Origin of the sequence: Rahnella sp. RcJ3 (genome assembly GCF_009498575.1) — a bacterium.
GTDB lineage: Bacteria > Pseudomonadota > Gammaproteobacteria > Enterobacterales > Enterobacteriaceae > Rahnella > Rahnella aceris.
Genome location: NZ_QSNX01000001.1, coordinates 210,544 through 231,541, shown reverse-complemented (window position 1 = coordinate 231,541; position 20,998 = coordinate 210,544). Strand labels below are relative to the sequence as shown.

15 protein-coding genes and 1 tRNA gene are annotated in these 20,998 nt (G+C 54.0%); 10 read left to right on the top strand and 6 right to left on the bottom strand.

What is annotated here, in order from left to right; all coding sequences use genetic code 11:
- Positions 1 to 143: 143 nt before the first annotated feature.
- Positions 144 to 923 carry a 2OG-Fe(II) oxygenase gene (locus tag DXU84_RS01040; RefSeq protein ID WP_015690279.1) on the bottom strand — a complete coding sequence of 260 codons (780 nt, stop codon included), beginning with the start codon at positions 921 to 923 and terminating at the stop codon, positions 144 to 146.
- A gap of 343 nt (positions 924 to 1,266) precedes the next feature.
- Here DXU84_RS01040 and DXU84_RS01035 point away from each other — a divergent pair, with 343 nt between their 5' ends.
- The 3 genes from DXU84_RS01035 to DXU84_RS01025 all read left to right on the top strand — a co-directional run bounded on the left by DXU84_RS01035 (position 1,267) and on the right by DXU84_RS01025 (position 8,670).
- A complete protein-coding gene (locus tag DXU84_RS01035) occupies positions 1,267 to 5,823 on the top strand; it encodes a filamentous hemagglutinin N-terminal domain-containing protein (RefSeq protein ID WP_153374603.1) in 4,557 nt (1,518 codons plus the stop codon).
- A 3-nt stretch (positions 5,824 to 5,826) separates the two neighbouring features.
- Positions 5,827 to 7,485: a ShlB/FhaC/HecB family hemolysin secretion/activation protein gene (locus DXU84_RS01030; RefSeq protein ID WP_112151691.1), complete on the top strand. Its 1,659-nt coding sequence runs from the start codon at positions 5,827 to 5,829 to the stop codon at positions 7,483 to 7,485.
- 537 nt (positions 7,486 to 8,022) lie between these two features.
- A complete protein-coding gene (locus DXU84_RS01025) occupies positions 8,023 to 8,670 on the top strand; it encodes a phosphatase PAP2 family protein (protein ID WP_037036989.1) in 648 nt (215 codons plus the stop codon).
- A 137-nt stretch (positions 8,671 to 8,807) separates the two neighbouring features.
- Here DXU84_RS01025 and DXU84_RS01020 read toward each other — a convergent pair.
- Positions 8,808 to 8,884, bottom strand: a tRNA-Arg gene (locus tag DXU84_RS01020).
- Between the two features lie 146 nt (positions 8,885 to 9,030).
- The gene (locus DXU84_RS01015) at positions 9,031 to 9,942 is read right to left on the bottom strand and encodes an L-lactate dehydrogenase (RefSeq protein WP_112151693.1); all 912 of its coding nucleotides are present in this window, start codon (positions 9,940 to 9,942) and stop codon (positions 9,031 to 9,033) included.
- A gap of 185 nt (positions 9,943 to 10,127) precedes the next feature.
- On the opposite strand from DXU84_RS01015, the gene folD reads away from it, so the two are divergent.
- Positions 10,128 to 11,000 carry a bifunctional methylenetetrahydrofolate dehydrogenase/methenyltetrahydrofolate cyclohydrolase FolD gene (gene folD / locus DXU84_RS01010; protein WP_013576534.1) on the top strand — a complete coding sequence of 291 codons (873 nt, stop codon included), beginning with the start codon at positions 10,128 to 10,130 and terminating at the stop codon, positions 10,998 to 11,000.
- A gap of 32 nt (positions 11,001 to 11,032) precedes the next feature.
- Positions 11,033 to 11,251, top strand: coding sequence for a ribosome-associated protein YbcJ (gene ybcJ, locus DXU84_RS01005; RefSeq protein ID WP_013576535.1), 219 nt, complete (start codon positions 11,033 to 11,035; stop codon positions 11,249 to 11,251).
- 99 nt (positions 11,252 to 11,350) lie between these two features.
- On the opposite strand, the gene DXU84_RS01000 is transcribed toward ybcJ, so the two are convergent.
- Positions 11,351 to 12,418, bottom strand: coding sequence for a DUF1176 domain-containing protein (locus DXU84_RS01000; protein ID WP_037036947.1), 1,068 nt, complete (start codon positions 12,416 to 12,418; stop codon positions 11,351 to 11,353).
- A gap of 255 nt (positions 12,419 to 12,673) precedes the next feature.
- On the opposite strand from DXU84_RS01000, the gene DXU84_RS00995 reads away from it, so the two are divergent.
- The gene (locus DXU84_RS00995; RefSeq protein WP_153374601.1) at positions 12,674 to 13,849 is read left to right on the top strand and encodes a hypothetical protein; all 1,176 of its coding nucleotides are present in this window, start codon (positions 12,674 to 12,676) and stop codon (positions 13,847 to 13,849) included.
- Positions 13,850 to 13,905: 56 nt separating this feature from the next.
- Here DXU84_RS00995 and nudK read toward each other — a convergent pair whose 3' ends face one another.
- The gene (gene nudK, locus DXU84_RS00990) at positions 13,906 to 14,496 is read right to left on the bottom strand and encodes a GDP-mannose pyrophosphatase NudK (protein ID WP_013576538.1); all 591 of its coding nucleotides are present in this window, start codon (positions 14,494 to 14,496) and stop codon (positions 13,906 to 13,908) included.
- Between the two features lie 70 nt (positions 14,497 to 14,566).
- Complete coding sequence (locus DXU84_RS00985) at positions 14,567 to 14,851, bottom strand: helix-turn-helix domain-containing protein (RefSeq protein ID WP_370461711.1); 285 nt, start codon at positions 14,849 to 14,851, stop codon at positions 14,567 to 14,569.
- Positions 14,852 to 15,200: 349 nt separating this feature from the next.
- Here DXU84_RS00985 and acrD point away from each other — a divergent pair, with 349 nt between their 5' ends.
- The 4 genes from acrD (at position 15,201) to DXU84_RS00965 (ending at position 20,988) form a co-directional block, all read left to right on the top strand.
- Entirely contained in the window at positions 15,201 to 18,323 is a 3,123-nt protein-coding gene (gene acrD / locus DXU84_RS00980; RefSeq protein ID WP_153374599.1) for a multidrug efflux RND transporter permease AcrD, read from the top strand.
- A gap of 481 nt (positions 18,324 to 18,804) precedes the next feature.
- A complete protein-coding gene (locus DXU84_RS00975) occupies positions 18,805 to 19,188 on the top strand; it encodes an ArsC family reductase (protein WP_015690283.1) in 384 nt (127 codons plus the stop codon).
- Position 19,189: 1 nt separating this feature from the next.
- Positions 19,190 to 20,317: a succinyl-diaminopimelate desuccinylase gene (gene dapE, locus DXU84_RS00970; RefSeq protein WP_013576542.1), complete on the top strand. Its 1,128-nt coding sequence runs from the start codon at positions 19,190 to 19,192 to the stop codon at positions 20,315 to 20,317.
- On the top strand, positions 20,314 to 20,988 hold the full coding sequence (locus tag DXU84_RS00965; protein WP_015690284.1) for a M15 family metallopeptidase: 675 nt from the start codon (positions 20,314 to 20,316) through the stop codon (positions 20,986 to 20,988). The genes dapE and DXU84_RS00965 overlap by 4 nt, the downstream gene beginning before the upstream one ends.
- The last annotated feature ends 10 nt before the right edge of the window (positions 20,989 to 20,998 follow it).

Sequence of the window (20,998 nt, the reverse complement as noted above, 5' to 3'; positions counted from 1 at the left end):
AGCCCCAGGCATTATTTTGCACTGACGAAAATCCCCCTGACAGGGTGAGTTCAATCGATAGCGGCAACGTTCAGCCGCGAACACGTTAGCCGATGATAAACGCGGTGCTGATTCGCTTTGCGTTGAATCAGAATCGCAGGCCGTTAAATCCGCCCGTAGAAGGTCATTCTGGCAGACTCAGACAACGAAATATCAGGCTGAGAATTGTAAGCCAAAACCACCAGCATGCGCGTGGTCTCCCCCTCCGTTGGAGTCACACGATGAATCGCATTCCGGCCGCGGAACAGCACCAAATCGCCTGCCTCAATGCCGAGTTTTTTCGGCTCAGTTTGCTTATCCAGTAATTTTTCCACGCCATCAAAATTCATGTCGCCAGCATCAGCGTCGCGTAAGTTCTCAACGTATTCAAATACACCGCCAGCCTGAGGTTTTTGAATCAGCAGGGTGATGGCAAAAGAGGAGTTATCGAAATGCCAGCCCAGCTCCTGGCCTTCGCTGGCGTAATGCAGGTTGATTGAAGAGAGTTTATCAGCGTAAGGATACAGTTGCGCCTCACCCAGCACCGCGCAAAGAAACGCACGAAACACTGGCGCGTTATACAGTGCGCGCAGCGCCGAATCCTGCGGGATCTCTTCATCGGTAATACAGCCCTTTGAGGAAACAATCTGCCGATTTCTTGGATGCGAATCTGGCAGCCCGGCATCAGGTTTCAATAGATAAACATTATGATTATTGCTGGTGTAATAGGCCAGGTGGCGATTTTCATCCCCCTCACGCTTAATCGCTTTCAGCGCAGCAGGATTAAGAAAGTCATGCAAGACCAGGGCGCCCTTTTCATTCAGCGTCTGTTTACACTGAGAAAGAAAATTCGTATCCAATATCGGATTCGCCGCGAAATTTACGATCGTATCGAGTTCTTGCATCATTAATTCTCATGAATTATTCAGGGGGAAAATAGTCGCTTCTACTTTAACCAAGTCATTAATAGCTGGGAAATGAAAAATAGTGATCACATTATCGCCATGAATCCCCATTGGGGTAAGTTTGCAAGGGGTTTAGCCGCCTGATGTCTCTCCCTTTGACGCAACTCGCAAATATCATATTAAACATTTCTATTGATAAAGATTCTCCTCATCCCTGCCGATATTTCTGATACAGGCGGCAACACCGCCTCTCATTCCAATGTGCGCCAGCGATAGCACGCCCCCTGCCGCTAATACAGTTTAGTCAACATGCTTTCCTCCCCCCCTTATGAAAGGCGTACATATGAATTGCATCTTCAGCGTGATCTGGAACCACAGCCGTAATGCTTTTGTGGTCGTCAGTGAGCTGACCACTCGCCGTGGAAAACGCAGTGACGTCCGTGCGATTCAGGTCGATGATCATTCAACCCCAGTCAACGGCGCGATCACGCCGCCACCGTTTGCCATTGCCCTTATCTCATTCATTGTTTCATTCATGCCTGTTATCAGCATGGCCGCAGATTTGCCCACTGGCGGTAATGTCGTTCTCGGCAGCGGCCAGATTGGCGCGGCGGCCGATCATCAACTGACGATCAACCAGTCCGGCCAAAAAATGGCAATTGACTGGCAGAGTTTTAATATTGGCAAAGACAACAAAGTGACCTTTGTTCAGCCCGGCGCTGATTCGGTTGCCCTGAACCGGGTGATCGGTGCTGACGGCTCGAAGATCATGGGCCAACTCAACGCCAATGGCCGGGTGTTCTTAATCAACCCCAATGGCGTGCTGTTTGGTCAGGGCGCCTCCGTCAGTGTCGGTGGGTTGGTGGCTTCGACACTCAATATCTCGAACCAGGATTTTGCTAACGGCAAGTACAGGTTCAGGGGGGATGGCAGCAACGCCAGCGTCATCAACCAGGGCACGATTAACGCTGCCGACGGGGGAGCCGTGGTGTTACTCGGCGGCACCGTCAGCAACCAGGGCGTGATTGTTGCGAAACAGGGTTCCGTCGCATTGGCCGCCGGCAATACGGTGACGCTGGACTTCGCAGGTGATGGCTTGCTTAACGTCCAGGTCGATGAAGCGACCAGGAATGCCTTGGTGGAAAACCGCCAGTTGATTCAGGCCGACGGTGGCCAGGTCATTATGACCGCGGCGGCCAGCAATGCGCTGCTCAGGACGGTGGTCAACAACACCGGTGTGATTGAAGCGCGAGGCTTGCAGAACAAGAACGGTAAGATTTCCCTCGGTGGCAGTGACAGCGGTCTGGTGCGCGTCGCCGGTACCCTGGATGCCTCTTCACCCCACGGCACGGGCGGCGCGATTCAAATCACCGGCCAGAACATTGCGCTCACATCCGCCACTCTGAATGTCTCAGGTGCCAGCGGTGGCGGCAGCATCAAGGTCGGCGGCGACGCTCAAGGCAAAGGCCCCCTGGTTAATGCACAAGGTGTCAGCGTGGATGCGGGCAGCAGCCTCAAGGCTGACGCCGGAACCACGGGAAAAGGCGGCAACATAGTCGTCTGGTCCAACGGAACGACCGTGGCCAAGGGCAATTTCTCAGCCAGGGGCGGCACGCAAAGCGGTGACGGAGGATCCGTAGAAACCTCCGGCCATCACGTTGACTTCACTGGCATCCAGGTGAACACCTCGGCAACCAAAGGCAAAACGGGTAACTGGCGGGTGGATCCTGAAGACCTGAACGTTGATGACGCTTCAGCGGCCACGATCAACGCCGCTCTCCTGAACACCGACGTCACCCTGCAAACCACCGGCACCCTCACATCCACGGCAACAGGCCTCGGTGATATTTCCGTTAATTCAGCCCTGAGCTGGAGTTCACCAAACACCCTGACGCTGGACTCGTTCCACTCTATTGCGATCAATGCCAATGTCTCCGTCACCGGTGCAGGTGGTCTGGTGCTGGTGACGAATAACAACAGCAACGGTACCAGCAGTGGCAGCGGTGATCTCACGTTTGCCAAAGGCGTCTCGGCCAGTTTCACGGCACCGGAAGGCAGCGGGCAGCGTTTGAACATCAACGGTTCGGCTTACACGCTGGTTTACAGCATGGCCGACATCGACGGAATCGACGGGGATCCGGCTTCGTCTGGCGCAATTACAGACCAGACAGCGGCAGGCGGACTGGCAGGGCATTACGCCCTGGCCCGTAATCAGGATGCCAGTGGCGTCATATATACGAACGCACTCGTGGGGAGCAATTATGATTATGATTCGCCCTTCTCCGGCACCTTTGAAGGCCTGGGTCATACCCTATCGAATCTGACCATCACGGCTCCGGACGCAAACAACACGGGGCTGTTTGGCGACAATCAGGGGGCAACGGTTCGGGATCTGGGTGTAGTTAATGGCGCTATCAGCGGCGGATCTTACGTCGGCGGTATCGTCTCTATGAACCAGAGTTCCTCCTCTGTATTAAACAGCTATTTCAGCGGCACGGTGTCAACGTCATCCTCCGGCATAATGGTCGGGGGGATCGCCGGCTTTAATGGAAATAACTCGACGATTGCAAACAGCTATAGCATGGGCACGGTAACGGGCACCCGCTGGACAGGGGGAATAACGGGCTATAACGGCAGTGCCCTGGTGACAAACAGCCACAGCTCCAGCAACGTAAATGGCGGTAATGGTGACTACGTTGGCGGGGTCGTGGGCGCTAACGAAAGCGCCACCATCACTAACAGCTATAGCACCGGCAACGTGTCGGGCAATACACGTGTTGGCGGGGTGGCAGGCAACAGCTACCGGGGGTCGATTTCTGACAGCTACAATACGGGCAACATATCGGGCAACAGTTTTGTTGGCGGTGTTGTTGGCCTTAACGATACTGCCAGCTCCCTCGCCAATAGCTACAATTTCGGCAATGTCCAGGCTGACTATAATGTGGGCGGGGTCGCAGGCTATAACGACAGCGCTATTTTCTCCAGTTATTCCACCGGTCAGGTGCGGGGGGCGACGGGCAGTAACGCTGGCGGTGCTATTGGCTACAATCAAGCCAATAGCACGGTGACAAACGTTTACTGGAATAGCGTCACCAGTGGCAACACTGTCGGGATTGGCGGCGGCGTCACTTCCGGGGTCACCGGTTTAACCCTCGCACAGTTACAGGGCGTATTACCTTCTTATTTCGATAATACCGTTTGGGGCACAGCCAGCGGTCTTTACCCCTATTTGAAATCCCAATATCCGAACGGCACACCGCAAGCCATTTCCGGCTTCGCTCAAAACAGCGATGCGGCTGGCCTGGTCTCCACCGTGATTAACGGCCTGGTGGTCGGTACCTCCTCCATCGGCGCCGGGGGTTACTACTACAGTCTGCTCGCGCCCGGCACCCTGGCGAACACTGATGTGTTCACCTACGCGCAAAGCGGCGGCAATCTGGCTAATACCTTCACGCAGGGTGTGACGGGGACGACCAGTAACATCAATCTGACGGCTGACACGCTGGTACTGACGGGCAATGAAAACTCTCTGTCCTCGCTGCTGACAGATTTGAACACGGCCAGCGGCAGCGCAGACAGCGCCCACAAGCTGTTTACCCTCGATGCCAGTGGTCTGAACGCCACCGGTAATGTGCAATTCACCCGGGCCGGGAGTTTCATTTTTGACCAATCCCTGAGCGCGGTCGGCAACAGCAACGTGAGCGTCGCAGGGGATTTGACCATCGCATTGGGCGAGCATGTCAGCGGGTCTGATGTGGTGTTATCCGCCACGGGTGCCTTTATTAACAACGCGGGCAGTCATGCCGTTACCGCCTCAACTGTCGGCGGACACCACTGGGTGATTTATTCCAATACCCCCGCCACCGGTACTTTTGCCGGACTGAACAGCAACAATACTGCTATCTGGAATGCCAGCATTAATACCCTTCCGGCGAGCTCCGTAACCGGTAACCGGTACGTGTTCCGCTATCAACCGACGGTCACCTACACCCCGGCAAATGTCAGCAAGACCTATGGTGATACGGCAGATGTCAGCTCTGCGTATACAACCTCTGGAGTAAGTGCCGGGGTTACAGGAGCATTTGCAGCCGATACCCTGGCTAACGTGGTAGCGGGCACTTTAGCGATATCTTCAACGGGAACAGCGGCTACTGCGGGTGCAGGCAGTTACGCCATCCTGGCAAGCCAGGGGACTTTAAGCGGTTTGCAGGGTTACCTGGTCGCACTTGCAAGCCACGGAAACTTAACTGTCAATGCCAGAAACATCACCGTAGCGGCCAGCAGTGGCAGTTCAACGTACGGCGCGACCCCTGTTCAGCCAGCCCTGAGCGCCATCGGCCTGGTCAACGGCCAGGATGTGTCGGTACTGAGCGGTTTGAGCAGCACAGGCATTAGCGGCACCACCAACGTCGGCACCCATGTGGTGCGCGTGGAGGGCGTACTGACCAATGGCAATTACCGCGTGACTCAAACATCCGATGGCCAATGGATCGTCGCTCCCCGCGCCCTGGCCGTTATTGCTAACAACCTTGGCAAAATCGTCAACACCAGCGACCCGGCACTGACCTGGTTCACCAATGGAAATCTGGTTAACGGTGACCACCTCAACGGCAATCTGACGCGCAGTGCTGGCGAAACAGCCGGTCAGTACAGGATTGAACAAGGCTCGCTAAACAACAGCAATTACGCCATCGCTTTCACTGACGGTACGTTCAACATCGGTGTAACGCCGCTAAACCAATTGCTCAGTTTGCTCAGTGCCCCCGAAAACGTAGCGGCGGTGACCACCCAACCTCTGCGTAAATTACCGACCCCCACCACGTCTCTGGCGGTGCAGTTGCCGTCCGACGGCCTCTATAGCGTAATTGAGCAAGGCTTGCGCCTTCCGGAAGGACTTTGATTTATGCGTATCCGTCTTACTCCCATTGCCCTGGCTCTCCTGACGTTAACTGCCAGTACGGCCCGGGCTGAAATTGTGCCGGACGCGGGTCAGTCAATCCGTGAGATCCAAACTAAACCGCCGGTTTTACCGCCGCGCCAGACGCTGGAACTGAACCTTCCCGACACGCCGGACACTCATCCGACTGCCCGCGGGCCAACGATGCAGGTTGCGCAATTCAGGTTGACAGGCAATCAGGCGATCAGCAGCGCCGATCTGCTGCCATTGCTGGCTGATCTGCAAAATCGCACGGTCAGCTTTGGTGAGTTGCAGGCTGCGGCCGGGCGTATCACCCTGTTTTATCGACAGAAAAATTACCCGCTGGCACGGGCTTATTTGCCGGCTCAGGACGTGGAGAATGGCGTCGTCACCATTGCCGTCCTCGAAGGTCATTTTGGCGAAGTGAAGCTTAATAACGCTTCGCGCATCAGCGACGGCACGTTGGCTGCGCCGCTCCGCGCGCTGAAAAACGGTGAAGCGGTGCGCGCCGGCCCTCTGGAACGCAGTCTGCTGTTGCTTCAGGAAATCCCCGGCGTTGAAGTCCGGTCCACGCTGAAACCCGGCACCGCCGTGGGTGCCAGCGACCTGGTGGTCGATGCCCGCTCGGCGCCGATGGTTTCGGGTCAGGTGGATCTGGACAACTATGGCAACCGCTTCACCGGTGAATACCGTCTGGGCAGTACGCTGAACCTCGCCAGCCCGTCAGGCATGGGTGATCAGGCCAGCATGCGGATCATGGGTTCTGATGAAGATCAGCATTACTTCCGGGCAGCGTATCAGTTGCCGATCGGTCCGTGGGCGACGCAAGCCGGTGTCGCTTACTCGTACATGAATTATCAGTTAGCCAGGAACTTTGACAATCTTGATGCTTCGGGTAACGCGAAGATTGCCAGCGTGTTTGTGCAGCAGCCACTGATTCGCCTCCGGGATTTCAGCCTGACTGCGCAACTGCAATTCGATGACAAACGCTTAAGAGATGACATCGATCTTTACGACTATAAAAGTCACAAACAGTCGCATGTCGTGACTGCCAGTCTCAACGGCAACTCCCGCGACAATTTTTTGGGTGGCGGTTCGAATGCATTCTCGCTGGCCTGGAGCCAGGGCAACCTGACGCTGGATAACCCGCAAGACAAAGTGCTGGATGATCTCACAGCCAGGACTCGCGGCACCTTTCAGAAGATCAATCCTGGCATCGTGCGCCTGCAGCGCCTGACGGATCGGATCAGTCTTTATGGTCAGTTCCAGGGCCAATGGACTGACGGCAACCTTGATTCCTCTGAAAAAATCAGCCTCGGCGGCGCGTATGGCGTACGGGCTTATCCGGAAGGCGAAGCACAGGGTGACCAGGGGTATGTGACCAGCGCCGAACTGCGATACGCACTGACCGAGATGGTGCAGTTGTTCACCTTCGTCGATCATGGCGAAGTACGGCTGAACAAAGACACCTGGGCTGACGGCGAAAATCACCGCAGCCTTTCTGCTACGGGTGTGGGCTCGACATTGTCTGCCGGCAACTGGCATCTGATGGCGGTCGCGGCATGGAAACTGGGTAATGCCGATGCACAAAGCGACACGGATCGCACGCCCCGGGTGTGGGCACAGGCTAGTCGTACGTTTTGAGGGGATGTTTACGATGCCAACACATGTACCAACAGATAGTACTTGATGTCGGTTGATATAGGTAAAATCAGCTTGAACCATGAAGCACTAAAACCTGATAACTCACTGAATTTAATGCATAAAAATAGACGTCAGTTGACGTCTATTGACCTGAACCCTACAGGGCCCGAGCCTGTGACCTGCGGCTTAGAATCTCTAAGAACCGTGCAATAAATCATTAACTTACCGCATATAGCCCCCGCTCACACGTCCCAACATGCAAAAAGATGACAAGCGTTGTTTCGATCGCTTTCAAACGTTCAGACAAAGTAGCGATAAATTCTGCCTGGTCTTCATTACGTTTCTTTAATGCTTTTATCGCAGCGCCAGAATATGCGGCTGATACTCCAAGGGTGAGTTCACCCTACAGAAATAAATCGGGTTGCAGTCTGAAAATGAAATGAGAGAAGCTAATCCCTTTTGGTAAAAAAACCCTGCTGATACACTTACCGATTGATTCTTTTTAAAAATTTACTATTTATCGTCGAGGGCTACGTTTTGCTTTGGAATATCCTGACCTACTTTGGCGACAGCATGCTCATTTTGCCAACCGGAATAACCCTCGCTTTATTTATGTTATGGAAGGCTGACAACCCAGTCACAGCATTGATCTGGCTGATTATACTGGGTATTTCTGGCCTCGCGGTGAGCATCTCAAAGCTGTTGTTTCTCGCCTGGGGCATTGGCAGCAGTACATTTAATTTTACAGGCTTCAGCGGGCATACCACGATGTCAGCCACTTTATGGCCGGTCATGTTCTGGCTGATAGGCCAACGTTTTCAACCTGACGGACGCAGGCTGATGATTACTGCTGGGTATTTCATTGCCATTATGGTGGGTATCAGCCGGCTCGCACTGCATGCTCATTCCGTCAGCGAAGTGATCTCAGGATTTATTCTCGGCAGTCTTTGCAGCGTAATCTTTTTATATACACAACACGACCGCAACATGCGCTATTTCACATTCACTCCATTAGCTATTCTGCTTATTCTCCCTCTGTCACTGATGAGCTTTGGCAAGAAAGCACCCACACAGCAGCTTCTCGAACATATCGCTACGCAAATCACAGGCAAACAACCCTGGACGCGGGAAGAATATCGGCTTATGGCTGAGAAACCGGAAATCTCAAAAAGCGCGTGGAACTAAAGCAGAGATACTTACAATACCACTTGATTTGGGTATAACTGAGTTGACTTCGATAGAACCCGGGACAGAAAAATTCAGTAATTTCAGGGAATATAAAGGAGAAAAAGCGAATTCAGCAGAGGTGTGTTGACTTGAAATGGTACGCCCTACAGGGCTCGAACCTGTGACCTACGGCTTAGAAGGCCGTTGCTCTATCCAACTGAGCTAAGGGCGCATTGCTTGTCCCTTTCAGGAGCGTTGCGGGTTCGGATTATACGGGCAGACCGGGATGAGTCAATGGCTTTCGAACTCACTGCTTAATGCCTGAACAATTTGCCGATATTCCCGGACTGTCTTGCAACGTTATGTGATCAGTATCGGCTATTTTTCGGATTTCAGCGCGGCAGCAATCACGCGGGCAGACGCGTGATAAGCGACACCTTCGTAAGCCGTCAGTTCCGGCCGCAATGTTTGTACGATACCTTTTTTACCAATCACCGCTGGCTGGCCGATATAGACGCCCAGTTGTTCATCGAGGGCAGACACCGGCCAGACACTGCGGGCGTCGGACAAAATGGCATCCACCAGCCGCGCTGTTGCAGTAGCGATGCCGAAACTGGTCCAGCCCTTGCCTTGCAGGATTTCCCAGCCACCGCCGCGCACAGCGTCGTTCATTGTTGCCCAGTCGACGTCACGGTCGCCTGCCAGTTCTGCCACCGGACAGCCGCCAAGTGTCACGGTGCTCCAGGCCACAAACTGCGATTCGCCGTGTTCGCCCATCACATAGCCAGTGACGCTTTTCGGATCGAAACCGAAGAACTCGCCGACCACGCGTTTCATGCGCGCGGTATCGAGCGAGGTGCCGGTGCCGAACACCTGTGCGTCAGGGAATCCACTGGTCTGCTGAATAATCTGAGTAATGACATCGCACGGATTGGTGATATTGACGATCACGCCGCCAAAGCCGCTGGCAATCACGCGCGGGATCACTTCACGCACGGCGGCACGGGTCTCAGCAAGTTCTTCCAGACGATCTTCACGCAGCAAGGTTTTCGGGCCGACGGCGATGACCAGCACATCGGCATCATGCAGTTCGCTGTAGTCGTTGGCGATAACCTGCACGCGTGAGGTCGTCAGCGACGCCATATCCCGCAACTCCAGCGCCTGACTGGCCGCTTTAGGTTCGTTTTCATCCAGCAAGACAATCACGTCACACAGCCCCAGCGTGACCAGAGAGAATGCAACGTCAGCGCCCACATGACCGGCACCGATGATCCCCACTTTGCGTGTCATTTGTTTCTTTCCTTATGATTTAAAAAGAGTCATACCTAAAATAGACACTTTTTTCGCCACTGTCGCAGGTTAAATTCTCATCCGCAGATAACAAGTTATTCGCATTCAACGCCTGACAGCGCCCGCGGCTTCTGACAAAATAGGCGCATCCCCCTGCATTTATTAATTAATGGATTTATTCCCTGATGGCAGCAAAGATTATTGACGGTAAAACGATTGCGCAGCAAGTCAGAAGCGAAGTTGCAGCGCGTGTTCAACAACGACTGGCTGAAGGAAAGCGTGCGCCCGGTCTGGCCGTGGTGCTGGTCGGTGAAAATCCGGCGTCACAGATTTATGTCGCCAGCAAACGCCGTTCTTGTGAAGAAGTCGGGTTCATCTCCCGCTCTTACGACCTGCCAGCCACCACCACGGAAGGTGAGTTGCTGGACCTGATCGAAAAACTGAATAACGACAGCGAAATCGACGGCATCCTGGTTCAGCTTCCGCTGCCAGCCGGTATCGATAACATCAAAGTGCTGGAACGTATTCATCCGGATAAAGACGTCGATGGCTTCCATCCTTATAACGTCGGCCGTCTGTGCCAGCGCGCGCCGACGCTGCGCCCTTGTACGCCGCGTGGCATTGTGACGCTGTTAGAACGTTACGGTATTGAAACCTTCGGCCTGAACGCCGTGGTGATTGGCGCATCCAACATTGTGGGCCGTCCGATGAGCATGGAATTACTGCTGGCCGGTTGCACCACCACCGTCACCCACCGTTTCACCAAAAATCTGCGCCATCATGTTGAGAATGCCGATCTGGTGGTTGTCGCTGTGGGTAAACCGGGCTTTATTCCCGGCGAATGGATTAAACCGGGCGCGATTGTCATTGATGTCGGTATTAACCGTCTGGAAAGTGGTAAAGTTGTCGGCGATGTGGAATATGATGCCGCCGCCGAGCGAGCTTCCTTTATCACACCGGTGCCGGGCGGTGTTGGCCCGATGACGGTCGCGACGCTGATTCAGAATACCTTGCAGGCGTGCGAGGAATATCATGACGTCAGCGCCAGTAAGTCTTAAACCCTTTGCACTACACAAAAAGTCAGGAATACATGGAAACTTTCTTTCTCGAAAAACACCCGCACGTTGAACTGTGCGATCTGCTCAAATTTATGGGCTGGTGTGACAGCGGCGGTACGGCGAAAGCAGTGATTGCCGAAGGCCAGGTTAAGGTCAACGGTAAAGTCGAAACCCGTAAGCGCTGCAAAATCGTTGCTGATATGAACGTCGAGTTCGCCAGCAACAAAGTCGTGGTGAAAGCGTCCGAATAATCTTTCCGGTAGCGTTGCACGACAAAAGAAAATGCCCTGCAAGCGAAAGCTCACAGGGCATTTTTTTATTTATCGGCAGAGTGACAGGCCGAAGGCAAATTACTGCTGCGTCACCCACAACACCGGCCATTCGCCACCGCTGCTGTAACCGTCACAACTGGGTTCAGAGGCAAATGCCGCCAGCCGGAACTGTTTACCATCAAACACCCAGCGTGAAGACACGCCACAATCACCGATGCCGCGCCCTTTATCGTAAGTCGAGAGCATACCGGTTTTCGGGTCGAAATCAGCGTTGATCAGTTCCGGCGAATCATCATCTTCGCCCAGTTTGAACGGCATATTCAGCGCCAGATTGTCCATTTTATAAGGCGCCTGACGCGAAACCAGGAAGCCCAGCGCATACAGGTTATACGCGCCCATGTCGCAGTTGACAGTCATCAGGGCTTTATCGTTGCTCAGCGCGAAAATATGCACTTCCCGTTCGGAAGGGTCGAGGCTGCAATCATTATTCTCAATGGTGGCGGCGGCGTTCTGCGTGATGGCCGAAATCTCAGTTTCGGATAATGCATGCGGTTCACTGAAACGCGGCAGAACCGGCGTGGCAGGAATGGGCGGCACGGTATTCGCCGGTTTCGCACCACGATTAATCCAGGCCGTTTTGGTGCCAACGCGCCCCTGCTGCGCATCAATGGCCAGCAACGCGGCTTTGATCCCTTTCAGTGAAACTTCCGGTTTAACGGGCTGAGCCGGGTCAGCTTTCACTGCCAGCTGAATACTGCTGCCTTCGCGGATCGCGGCAATAAAATCATTCACCACCAGACGGTTAGTGGTGGAAAGATGTTTTTTACTGACATCCCATTCACGGTGATTAAAACTCAGTGTCTTACCGTTCATCTGCAAGCGGCTGGCAACCGGCGCATCCGTCGTCTGCTCATCACTGTTACGCTGGTAATCAATGCTGACGGAGGATTTCCCTTCCGGCCCGGCTTCACGGGTGATTTTCATTACCAGTTCCTGCCCGTCCTGCGAATTACGCGCGACGCAGTGATTCAGGTTGTCACAGCTGACCTGCCAGTCGTTATAAATAGCCTGCAACGGCTCAGCCTGGGCGCTAAAAGCCAGCATGGTGGCCAGCAGGCATAAAGGGGCGGTTATCCATCTGCACATTATAAGTTTCAGCTCTGTTCGAAATTATCTTTCTGATAATAGCGTAACCCTCGCCAGGAGACTGCCTTCAATGCAGCATTTTTTACCCGAAATTATAAAGAGATACTCCACCCGCAGGGTTTGCGGCAGACAATAATTTTTCATGACATACGAGAAGCCGCAATGGTGACGCAGGGAAACTTTCAGTACACTGGCTGAGCCAAAAACAAACAATAATGGCGAAAAGGATGAAGATCATTTCTCTGGGAGATACGGATGAAGTTATTGATTTTGATGATAACGCTGTTATCACTGCCGGCGCTGGCTGAAGAGCCTCCGGTGGTGTACGCCGGCACACTGGGTAAAACCAGCATTGTCGTCGAACTCGATTTAAATAAACCTGACGAAGTGACCGGACGGTATTTCTACCAAAAATACCGTCTGGATCTGCCGCTCAACGGAGCGCTGGATGGTCAGGAACTGAAATTACAGGAAGGTCTGGATGATTTCGACGATACACCGCGCCCTGAACTGACGCTGACCAAAGATGAAAACGGTGACTGGCAAGGCAACTGGACCAACCCGCAGGGCAAAACACTGCCGGTTAAGTTGCAACCCGCGCAGTTACCGGCAGCCGCCACGGACGACGGCTATCTCAGTTCGCTGATCCACACCGATCCGTACGAGTATTTGCGTTTATCCGCGCTGCAACTGAAAGCGGGCAAAAACGAAAACTTCATGGGCTATCAGCTGCAATGGTGGACGGAACCGCAATCAAAAATCAGTTTCTTTGAGATTGTCTCCGGTTATCCGGAAGCCAGTTTACCAGCCATTAACCAGAAGCTGCGCGCCCGTCTATGGCAGGAAGTCAGCGGCTGGCATGCCTGTATGCTCGGGGCAAGCCGTTTTGGTCAGGGAGAATATCAGCAAACGGTGACGCCGAAGTTCATGAGTCCCGATGTGGTCAGCATCAGCGTATTTACCTCTTATGACTGCGGCGGTGCGCATCCTGATTTCGGCGAAGCGCCGATCAACCTGAACGCCAAAACCGCAGAAACGCTGACGCTGGAAGATGTGATTTGGGTGGGCGATGGCGCACCGTTCCACTATCTGAATGCTGAAGATCGCGCCCTTACGGGTAAAAACGATGTGGATTTCGATACCTTCGCGCAGTACCGCGATAAGAAATGGGCGCCGTGGCTGGTGAAACAACTGACCGCGGCTTATCCGCAACAGATGAAAAAGCCGACGGAAGAAAGCGAAGACGATTGTGATTATTCAGACCCGTCGATCTGGCAATTCCCGGCCTGGTATTTCACGCAAAAAGGGCTGTATTTTGATCCGACGTTTGCCCGTGTCATGCGTTCATGCGAAGGCCCGGAATGGTCCGTTCTGCCATGGTCTGCCATGAAAGGCCACGCGGGCAGCACCGCAATAAACCTGGAACACTGAAATAACAAAGGCACCCGCGGGTGCCTTTGCCTCAGATGCATTTTCGCCGGTCATCTTTACGCCAGCCAGCCCTGAATCTGCGCATATTGCAGCAACATAATGGTTTTACCATCTCTGATGCGGCCATCTTTGATCATCGCCAGCGCCTCGGTAAACGGCACCTCCAGCACATCAATGTCCTCGTCTTCCACGCCGCCACCGGCGTTCTGACGCTGCGACTCATCGTATTCTGCCGCGAAAAAATGCACGATTTCGGTCACGCTGCCCGGCGACATATAGGCTTCAAACAGTTTATCTACCTTGCCCACTGCAAAACCGGTTTCTTCAATGGCTTCTTTACGGATGCAATCTTCCGGCGAATCGTTGTCGAGCAAACCGGCGCAGGTTTCCAGCAACATACCGGTCGGGTTGCCATTGACGTAGGTCGGCATACGGAACTGTCTGATCAGCAGAACGGTTTTTTTAGGACGGTTATAAAGCAGAATAGTCGCGCCATTTCCCCGGTCATACACTTCACGGGATTGCGGCTGGCGTTCGCCATTACGTTTGATTAAATCGTAGGTGTATTTGCGAAGAACATACCAGTTATCAGAGAGTAACTGGTTTTGAACGTTTTCGATCCGGGATGACTTGTCATCAGATGACATAAAGCGTGCCTCCGCTCAGAGGGTGAGAGAAGCCAGACATCATAGCGGCATTACACCGCGCACGCCAGATTCAGCCGTGCTCAATTGCATTAAGCAGTTGTTCCCGATGGCGTTCAACCCACTTCGCATCCAGCGGCCCCCAGCCGGAAAGCTGATAATAACCGTCATTATTGCGCACACCCTGCTGCACAAATTCCAGTTCGACACCCATACCCGGTAGCGCTTTCAGTACGTCCTGCAAGGTGCGGCGCGGCCAGCCGGTGATTTCCATCAGTTTTGGTACGTTCGGTTTTTGTTCAGAGTCCAGCAACCAGCAAAGGTAGAGACGACGGGCGAAAACCGAATTTAACATCAAACTCATCTGAACGGCTCCAGTGTGGACATACGAATGCGTGTCATAAAAAAGCAGGCTGTCAAAGCGTAGACGGTATCAGCGAATCTGTCTGCGGCATAACCCTGTGTACAGGGAGGTTTTTTTTACATTATCTCCTTTATTTCTCCACGTTTTATGCGACATGAGAAGGTAAAGTGCATTGACGTAGAACTCCACTCTAACACTTGCTCAGTCCCGTCGGGACGGTTCCGCCTCTGAGACTGCCTATGAGAAAATAGCGCTCAGGGGATTTTTTTGTCAGATTACTGACGTTCTGTTTGTTTGCTGATGTTAGTTACTCACGCCAGAGTGACAACGAGGTTCCTGAAGCATGGCTAACTTTTTTATCGATCGCCCAATCTTTGCCTGGGTTTTAGCGATCATCATTTCCTTGTCCGGCGCACTCGCTATCTATTTTCTGCCGGTTGAACAGTATCCCGATCTGGCTCCGCCAAACGTCAGGATTTCTGCAACCTATCCCGGCGCATCAGCACAAACATTAGAAAATACCGTTACCCAGATTATCGAACAGAACATGACCGGCCTCGATAATCTGATGTACATGTCATCGCAAAGCAGTAATGACGGTAAGTCGCAGATAACCCTGAGCTTTACCGCCGGTACCGATCCCAACGAAGCGCTGCAACAGGTGCAAAACCAGTTGCAGCAGGCGCTGAAACGCCTGCCGCAGGACGTGCAGACGCAGGGTGTGACGGTGTCAAAAACCGGTGATACCAACCTGATGATGGTGGCGTTTGTCTCCACCGACGGCAGCATGGATAAGCAGGATATCGCCGACTATGTGGCGTCCAACATTCAGGATCCGCTGAGCCGCGTGCCCGGCGTCGGCAGCATTGATGCTTACGGTTCACAGTACGCGATGCGCATCTGGCTGGATCCGGACAAGCTCAATAATTACCAGCTGACCACCGCCGATGTGGTCACCGCCATCAAAGCGCAAAACAGTCAGGTCGCTGTCGGTCAGCTCGGCGGCGCACCTTCGGTGGATTTTCAGGCCCTGAATGCCACCATTAATGCCCAGGCACAGTTACAGACGCCGGAACAGTTCCGCCAGATCACCCTGAAAGTGAATCAGGACGGTTCGCAGGTCAAACTTGGGGATGTTTCCACCATCGGTCTCGGCGCGGAAAACTACGCCCTGCTCAGCCGTTATAACGGACAGGCTGCGTCAGGGATGGGCGTTAAACTGGCGTCCGGTGCCAACGAACTGCAAACCGACAAAGCCGTCCGTGCGCGCCTTGATGAGCTTTCTCACTATTATCCGCACGGTCTGAAAGCCGAAATCGCTTACGAGACCACGCCGTTTGTTAAAGCGGCGATCACCGACGTGGTGAAAACGCTGTTTGAAGCGATCGTGCTGGTGTTCCTGGTGATGTATCTGTTCCTGCAAAACTTCCGCGCTACGCTGATCCCGACAATTGCCGTGCCGGTGGTCTTGCTGGGGACGTTCGCCGTGCTGCATCAGTTCGGTTACAGCATCAATACTCTGACGATGTTCGCGATGGTGCTCGCCATCGGCCTGCTGGTGGATGATGCCATCGTGGTGGTGGAAAACGTCGAGCGCGTGATGAGTGAAGAAGGCCTCAGCCCCAGAGAGGCCACGCGAAAATCGATGGGACAAATTCAGAGTGCGCTGGTCGGTATCACCATGGTGCTGTCGGCGGTGTTCGTGCCGATGGCATTCTTCGGCGGCACTACCGGCGCGATTTACCGTCAGTTCTCCATCACCATTGTCTCGGCGATGGTGCTGTCAGTGTTCGTCGCGCTGACGCTGACACCAGCGCTGTGCTCGACCATTCTCAAACCTGTCGCGCAGGGACATCATCACGGTAAACGCGGTTTCTTCGGCTGGTTTAACCGCATGTTTGACCGCAACGCGCGTCGCTACGAAAATGGCGTGGCGAGGGTTCTGCGTAACAGCCTGCGTTATATGCTGGGATATGCCGCACTGGTCGCCTTGCTGGCCGTTATGTTTATCAAACTGCCCACCTCCTTCCTGCCGATGGAAGACCGTGGCGTGTTCACTGTTCAGGTTCAGTTGCCGCCGGGTTCAACGCTGCAGCAGACACAAAAAGTGGTGGAAAAGGTCGAAAAGTATTTCCTGACTGAAGATAAGAAAGACGTGCTTTCGGTGTTCTCAACCATCGGTGCTGGCCCCGGCGGTAACGGGCAAAACGTTGCGCGTATGTTCGTGCGCCTGACGCCATGGGATGAACGCACCGGCACCGACGATTCTTCCTTTGCACTGATTGAGCGGGCGACCAAAGCGTTTAACAAGATAACCGAAGCCCGCGTGATCGCCAGCAGCCCGCCTGCAATCAACGGTCTGGGCAGCGCCACCGGCTTTGATATGGAATTACAGGACCACGCCGGGCTTGGTCATGATGCGCTGATGGCGGCGCGCGATCAGTTGCTGGCCATGACATCCAAAGACAGCAACCTGACCCGCGTGCGTCACAACGGTCTGGATGACAGCCCGCAGTTGCAGATCGATATCGATCAGGTGAAAGCGCAGGCGCTGGGCGTGGCTATCTCTGATATCAACAGCACGCTGAGTACCGCGTGGGGCTCAACCTACGTCAATGACTTCGTTGACCGTGGCCGTGTGAAGAAAGTCTACGTGCAGGCCGCTGCACAATACCGCATGCTGCCGGACGATATTGACCGCTGGTATGTGCGAAACTCCGCCGGAACCATGGTGCCCTTCTCCGCTTTCGCCACGTCGAAATGGCTGACAGGTTCGCCGCGTCTTGAGCGTTACAACGGCTATTCCGCGCTGGAAATTGTCGGTGAACCGGCAACGGGCATCAGCAGCGGTACTGCGATGGATGACATGGAAAAACTGGTCGCGAAGTTGCCGGTGGGTATTGGTCTGGAATGGACCGGTCTGTCGTATCAGGAAAGACTGTCAGGTTCTCAGGCACCGGCGCTGTATGCGATTTCCCTGCTGGTGGTGTTCCTGTGTCTGGCGGCGTTGTACGAGAGCTGGTCCATTCCGTTCTCCGTCATGCTGGTGGTGCCGCTCGGCGTGCTCGGCGCGGTAATTGCCACCTGGCTGCGCGGGCTGGAAAACGATGTGTATTTCCAGGTCGGTATGCTGACCATCATCGGTTTGTCAGCGAAGAACGCCATTCTGATTGTCGAATTTGCCAATGACCTGAATGTTCGCGGGAAGGAACTGCTGGAGGCCACGCTCGAAGCCGCCAGAATGCGTCTGCGTCCGATTCTGATGACCTCGCTGGCATTTGTTTTCGGCGTTCTGCCGATGGCGACCAGCATGGGGGCCGGTTCAGGCAGCCAGCACGCCGTCGGTACCGGTGTGATCGGCGGGATGATTTCCGCCACGGTGCTGGCGATTTTCTTCGTACCGCTGTTCTTTGTATTGATCCGCCGTCGTTTCCCGGGCAAACACACTGCACCAGGTAATTGCTGATATCGTGGAAACGGCCCCCGCCGAACACCGGTAAAAACGCCGGATCGCAGGCAACAAAAAAGGCGTTAATTCACATTAACGCCTTTTTTATTCATGATTTACTGGCTGTGAGAATCGTCGCTAAATGCAACGTAATGGTCTTCCTGAACAAACGTTTTTATAATGACGTGCTGCACTGAGAATAAATCTTTTCTTTGCTTTGTCGGTAACGATGTGGGCAATTACGCTTTCAACATACGGTCGATAAAGTCTTTCCAGTGACCTAATTCTTGCTCTAACATTTTACTCCCCTTGATTGGACGCTGGCAGTATACGTTTATTTTTTGACCATGCAAAAACTCCGTGACTAATTTTTAAGCGCGATCACAATCCCGCCCCGTCTGGATCCTGCCGGCGTTTTGCCTCATTATGTGTCCTTCTCTGACGCCACTTATCAGCGCAGCTAAAAAGCGCTTATTTTACTGACAGGTTACGTTTTTCTATGGCAACAACTTCAGCTCAAAACTCATTTATTCTCTACGGCATAAAAAATTGCGACACCGTTAAGAAAGCCCGCCGCTGGCTGGAAGAAAACGGTGTTGAATGCCAGTTTCATGATTATCGGGTCGAAGGGCTGGATGCCGCGTTGCTGCAGGATTTGTTAGATAAACAAGGCTGGGAAGCGATGCTCAATACCCGTGGCACTACCTGGCGCAAGCTCGATGAGGCCACGCGCGCAGCCTGTGATAACGAAGCCAGCGCCAAAGCGCTGATGCTCGAACATCCGGCTGTCATCAAACGTCCGTTTTTACTGGCGCCAGACGGCCAGTCTCTGCTGGGATTCAAACCAGAAAGCTATCAGCAATTCCTTGCACAGGTGAAGTAACATGAGTTGTCCGGTTCTCGATTTAGCGCAACAGTTAATCCGCCGCCCTTCCCTCAGCCCGGACGATGCGGGTTGCCAGGAGATTATGATTGCCCGCCTTGAGGCCATTGGTTTTCACATTGAGCCGATGCATTTTGGCGATACCCTGAATTTCTGGGCGACACGTGGTGAAGGCAAAACCCTGGCCTTTGCCGGGCATACCGATGTGGTCCCTACCGGCGATCATAAGCTGTGGGTTACCGGCCCGTTTGAGCCAACGCTGCGCGACGGCATGCTGTATGGTCGCGGCGCGGCAGACATGAAAGGCTCACTGGCGGCGATGGTAGTAGCAGCAGAGCGGTTTGTCGCCGCCAATCCCCATCATCAGGGTCGTCTGGCTTTTCTCATCACTTCTGATGAAGAAGCCAGCGCCGTCAACGGCACCGTCAAAGTGGTCAACGCGCTGATGGCACGCAATGAGCGCCTTGATTACTGTCTGGTCGGCGAGCCTTCCAGCACCACGCGCGTCGGCGATATTGTGAAAAATGGCCGTCGCGGCTCCATGACCGCCAACCTGCATGTGCATGGCGTTCAGGGGCATGTGGCGTATCCGCATCTGGCGGATAATCCGGTACACCGCGCCATGCCCGCGCTGAATGAGCTGGTCGCCACCGTGTGGGATAATGGTAACGAATTCTTCCCGCCAACCAGCATGCAAATTGCCAATATCAACGCGGGCACCGGCAGCAACAACGTCATTCCGGGCGAACTGTATGTGCAGTTCAACTTCCGTTTCAGCACCGAGCTGACTGATGCCATCATCAAACAGCGCGTCGCCGAATTACTGGATCGCCATAACCTGCAATACACCCTGAACTGGGTGGTTTCCGGCCAGCCATTCCTGACATCACGCGGTGAGCTGGTGGATGCCGTAGTCAATGCGGTGCGCCATTACAGTGAAATCACGCCGGAACTGCAAACTACCGGTGGTACCTCTGACGGGCGTTTTATCGCGCTGATGGGGGCGCAGGTGGTTGAACTCGGGCCGGTCAACGCGACTATCCACAAAATCAATGAATGCGTACATGCCGCCGATCTGCAGGTGCTCAGCCGCATGTATCAGCGCATCATGGAACAATTAGTCGCATGATCACTCACGAGATGCTGACCGGACGCTCCGCTGCGCATCTGGTGATTATCGACGACGGGCCGCATCGTTTGCAGAAGGAAGCGGCGCAGGCATTCGAAAAAATGCGTCTGGCAGCCCGTGAAGCCGGTTTTGACTTGCAACCGGCCAGCACCTTTCGTGATTTCGATCGGCAACTGGCTATCTGGAATGGCAAATTTCGCGGCGAGCGACCAGTATTAGATAAGAACAGCCAGCCGGTGGATGTCAGCGCGCTGACGACAGCAGAACGTTGCGAGCTGATTTTGCGCTGGTCTGCGCTGCCGGGTGCAAGCCGTCACCACTGGGGCAGTGACCTGGATGTGTACGATCCTTCATTGTTACCGGCGGGTAAGACGCTGCAACTGGAGCCGTGGGAATATGAAGAAGGCGGGTATTTTTATCCGCTGAACCAATGGATGTCAGCGCATATGACAGAATATGGTTTTTACCGGCCGTATGCGGAAGATCGCGGCGGTGTGGCTGTCGAACCCTGGCATCTGAGTTACCGCCCGCTGGCGGCAGAATGTGAAAAACAGCTTACGCCGCAGGTGTTGATCAGTTCCTGGACCGGAAAAGACGTCGCTGCTGCAGACTGGTTAGCCGGGCAAATGGACACTCTTTTCCCGCGATTTATCGCCCTCTCACCCTTTTAAGGAGTACACC

Bases quoted from the DNA above. Each gene is read 5' to 3' on its own strand.
- ybcJ (WP_013576535.1), top strand. From the start codon at position 11,033: ATGGAAACTTTCTTTCTCGAAAAACACCCGCACGTTGAACTGTGCGAT.
- nudK (WP_013576538.1), bottom strand. From the start codon at position 14,496: ATGTCATCTGATGACAAGTCATCCCGGATCGAAAACGTTCAAAACCAG.
- DXU84_RS01035 (WP_153374603.1), top strand. From the start codon at position 1,267: ATGAATTGCATCTTCAGCGTGATCTGGAACCACAGCCGTAATGCTTTT.
- acrD (WP_153374599.1), top strand. From the start codon at position 15,201: ATGGCTAACTTTTTTATCGATCGCCCAATCTTTGCCTGGGTTTTAGCG.
- DXU84_RS00995 (WP_153374601.1), top strand. From the start codon at position 12,674: ATGAAGTTATTGATTTTGATGATAACGCTGTTATCACTGCCGGCGCTG.
- DXU84_RS01015 (WP_112151693.1), bottom strand. From the start codon at position 9,942: ATGACACGCAAAGTGGGGATCATCGGTGCCGGTCATGTGGGCGCTGAC.
- dapE (WP_013576542.1), top strand. From the start codon at position 19,190: ATGAGTTGTCCGGTTCTCGATTTAGCGCAACAGTTAATCCGCCGCCCT.
- DXU84_RS00975 (WP_015690283.1), top strand. From the start codon at position 18,805: ATGGCAACAACTTCAGCTCAAAACTCATTTATTCTCTACGGCATAAAA.
- folD (WP_013576534.1), top strand. From the start codon at position 10,128: ATGGCAGCAAAGATTATTGACGGTAAAACGATTGCGCAGCAAGTCAGA.
- DXU84_RS01000 (WP_037036947.1), bottom strand. From the start codon at position 12,418: ATGTGCAGATGGATAACCGCCCCTTTATGCCTGCTGGCCACCATGCTG.
- DXU84_RS01040 (WP_015690279.1), bottom strand. From the start codon at position 923: ATGCAAGAACTCGATACGATCGTAAATTTCGCGGCGAATCCGATATTG.
- DXU84_RS01030 (WP_112151691.1), top strand. From the start codon at position 5,827: ATGCGTATCCGTCTTACTCCCATTGCCCTGGCTCTCCTGACGTTAACT.
- DXU84_RS00965 (WP_015690284.1), top strand. From the start codon at position 20,314: ATGATCACTCACGAGATGCTGACCGGACGCTCCGCTGCGCATCTGGTG.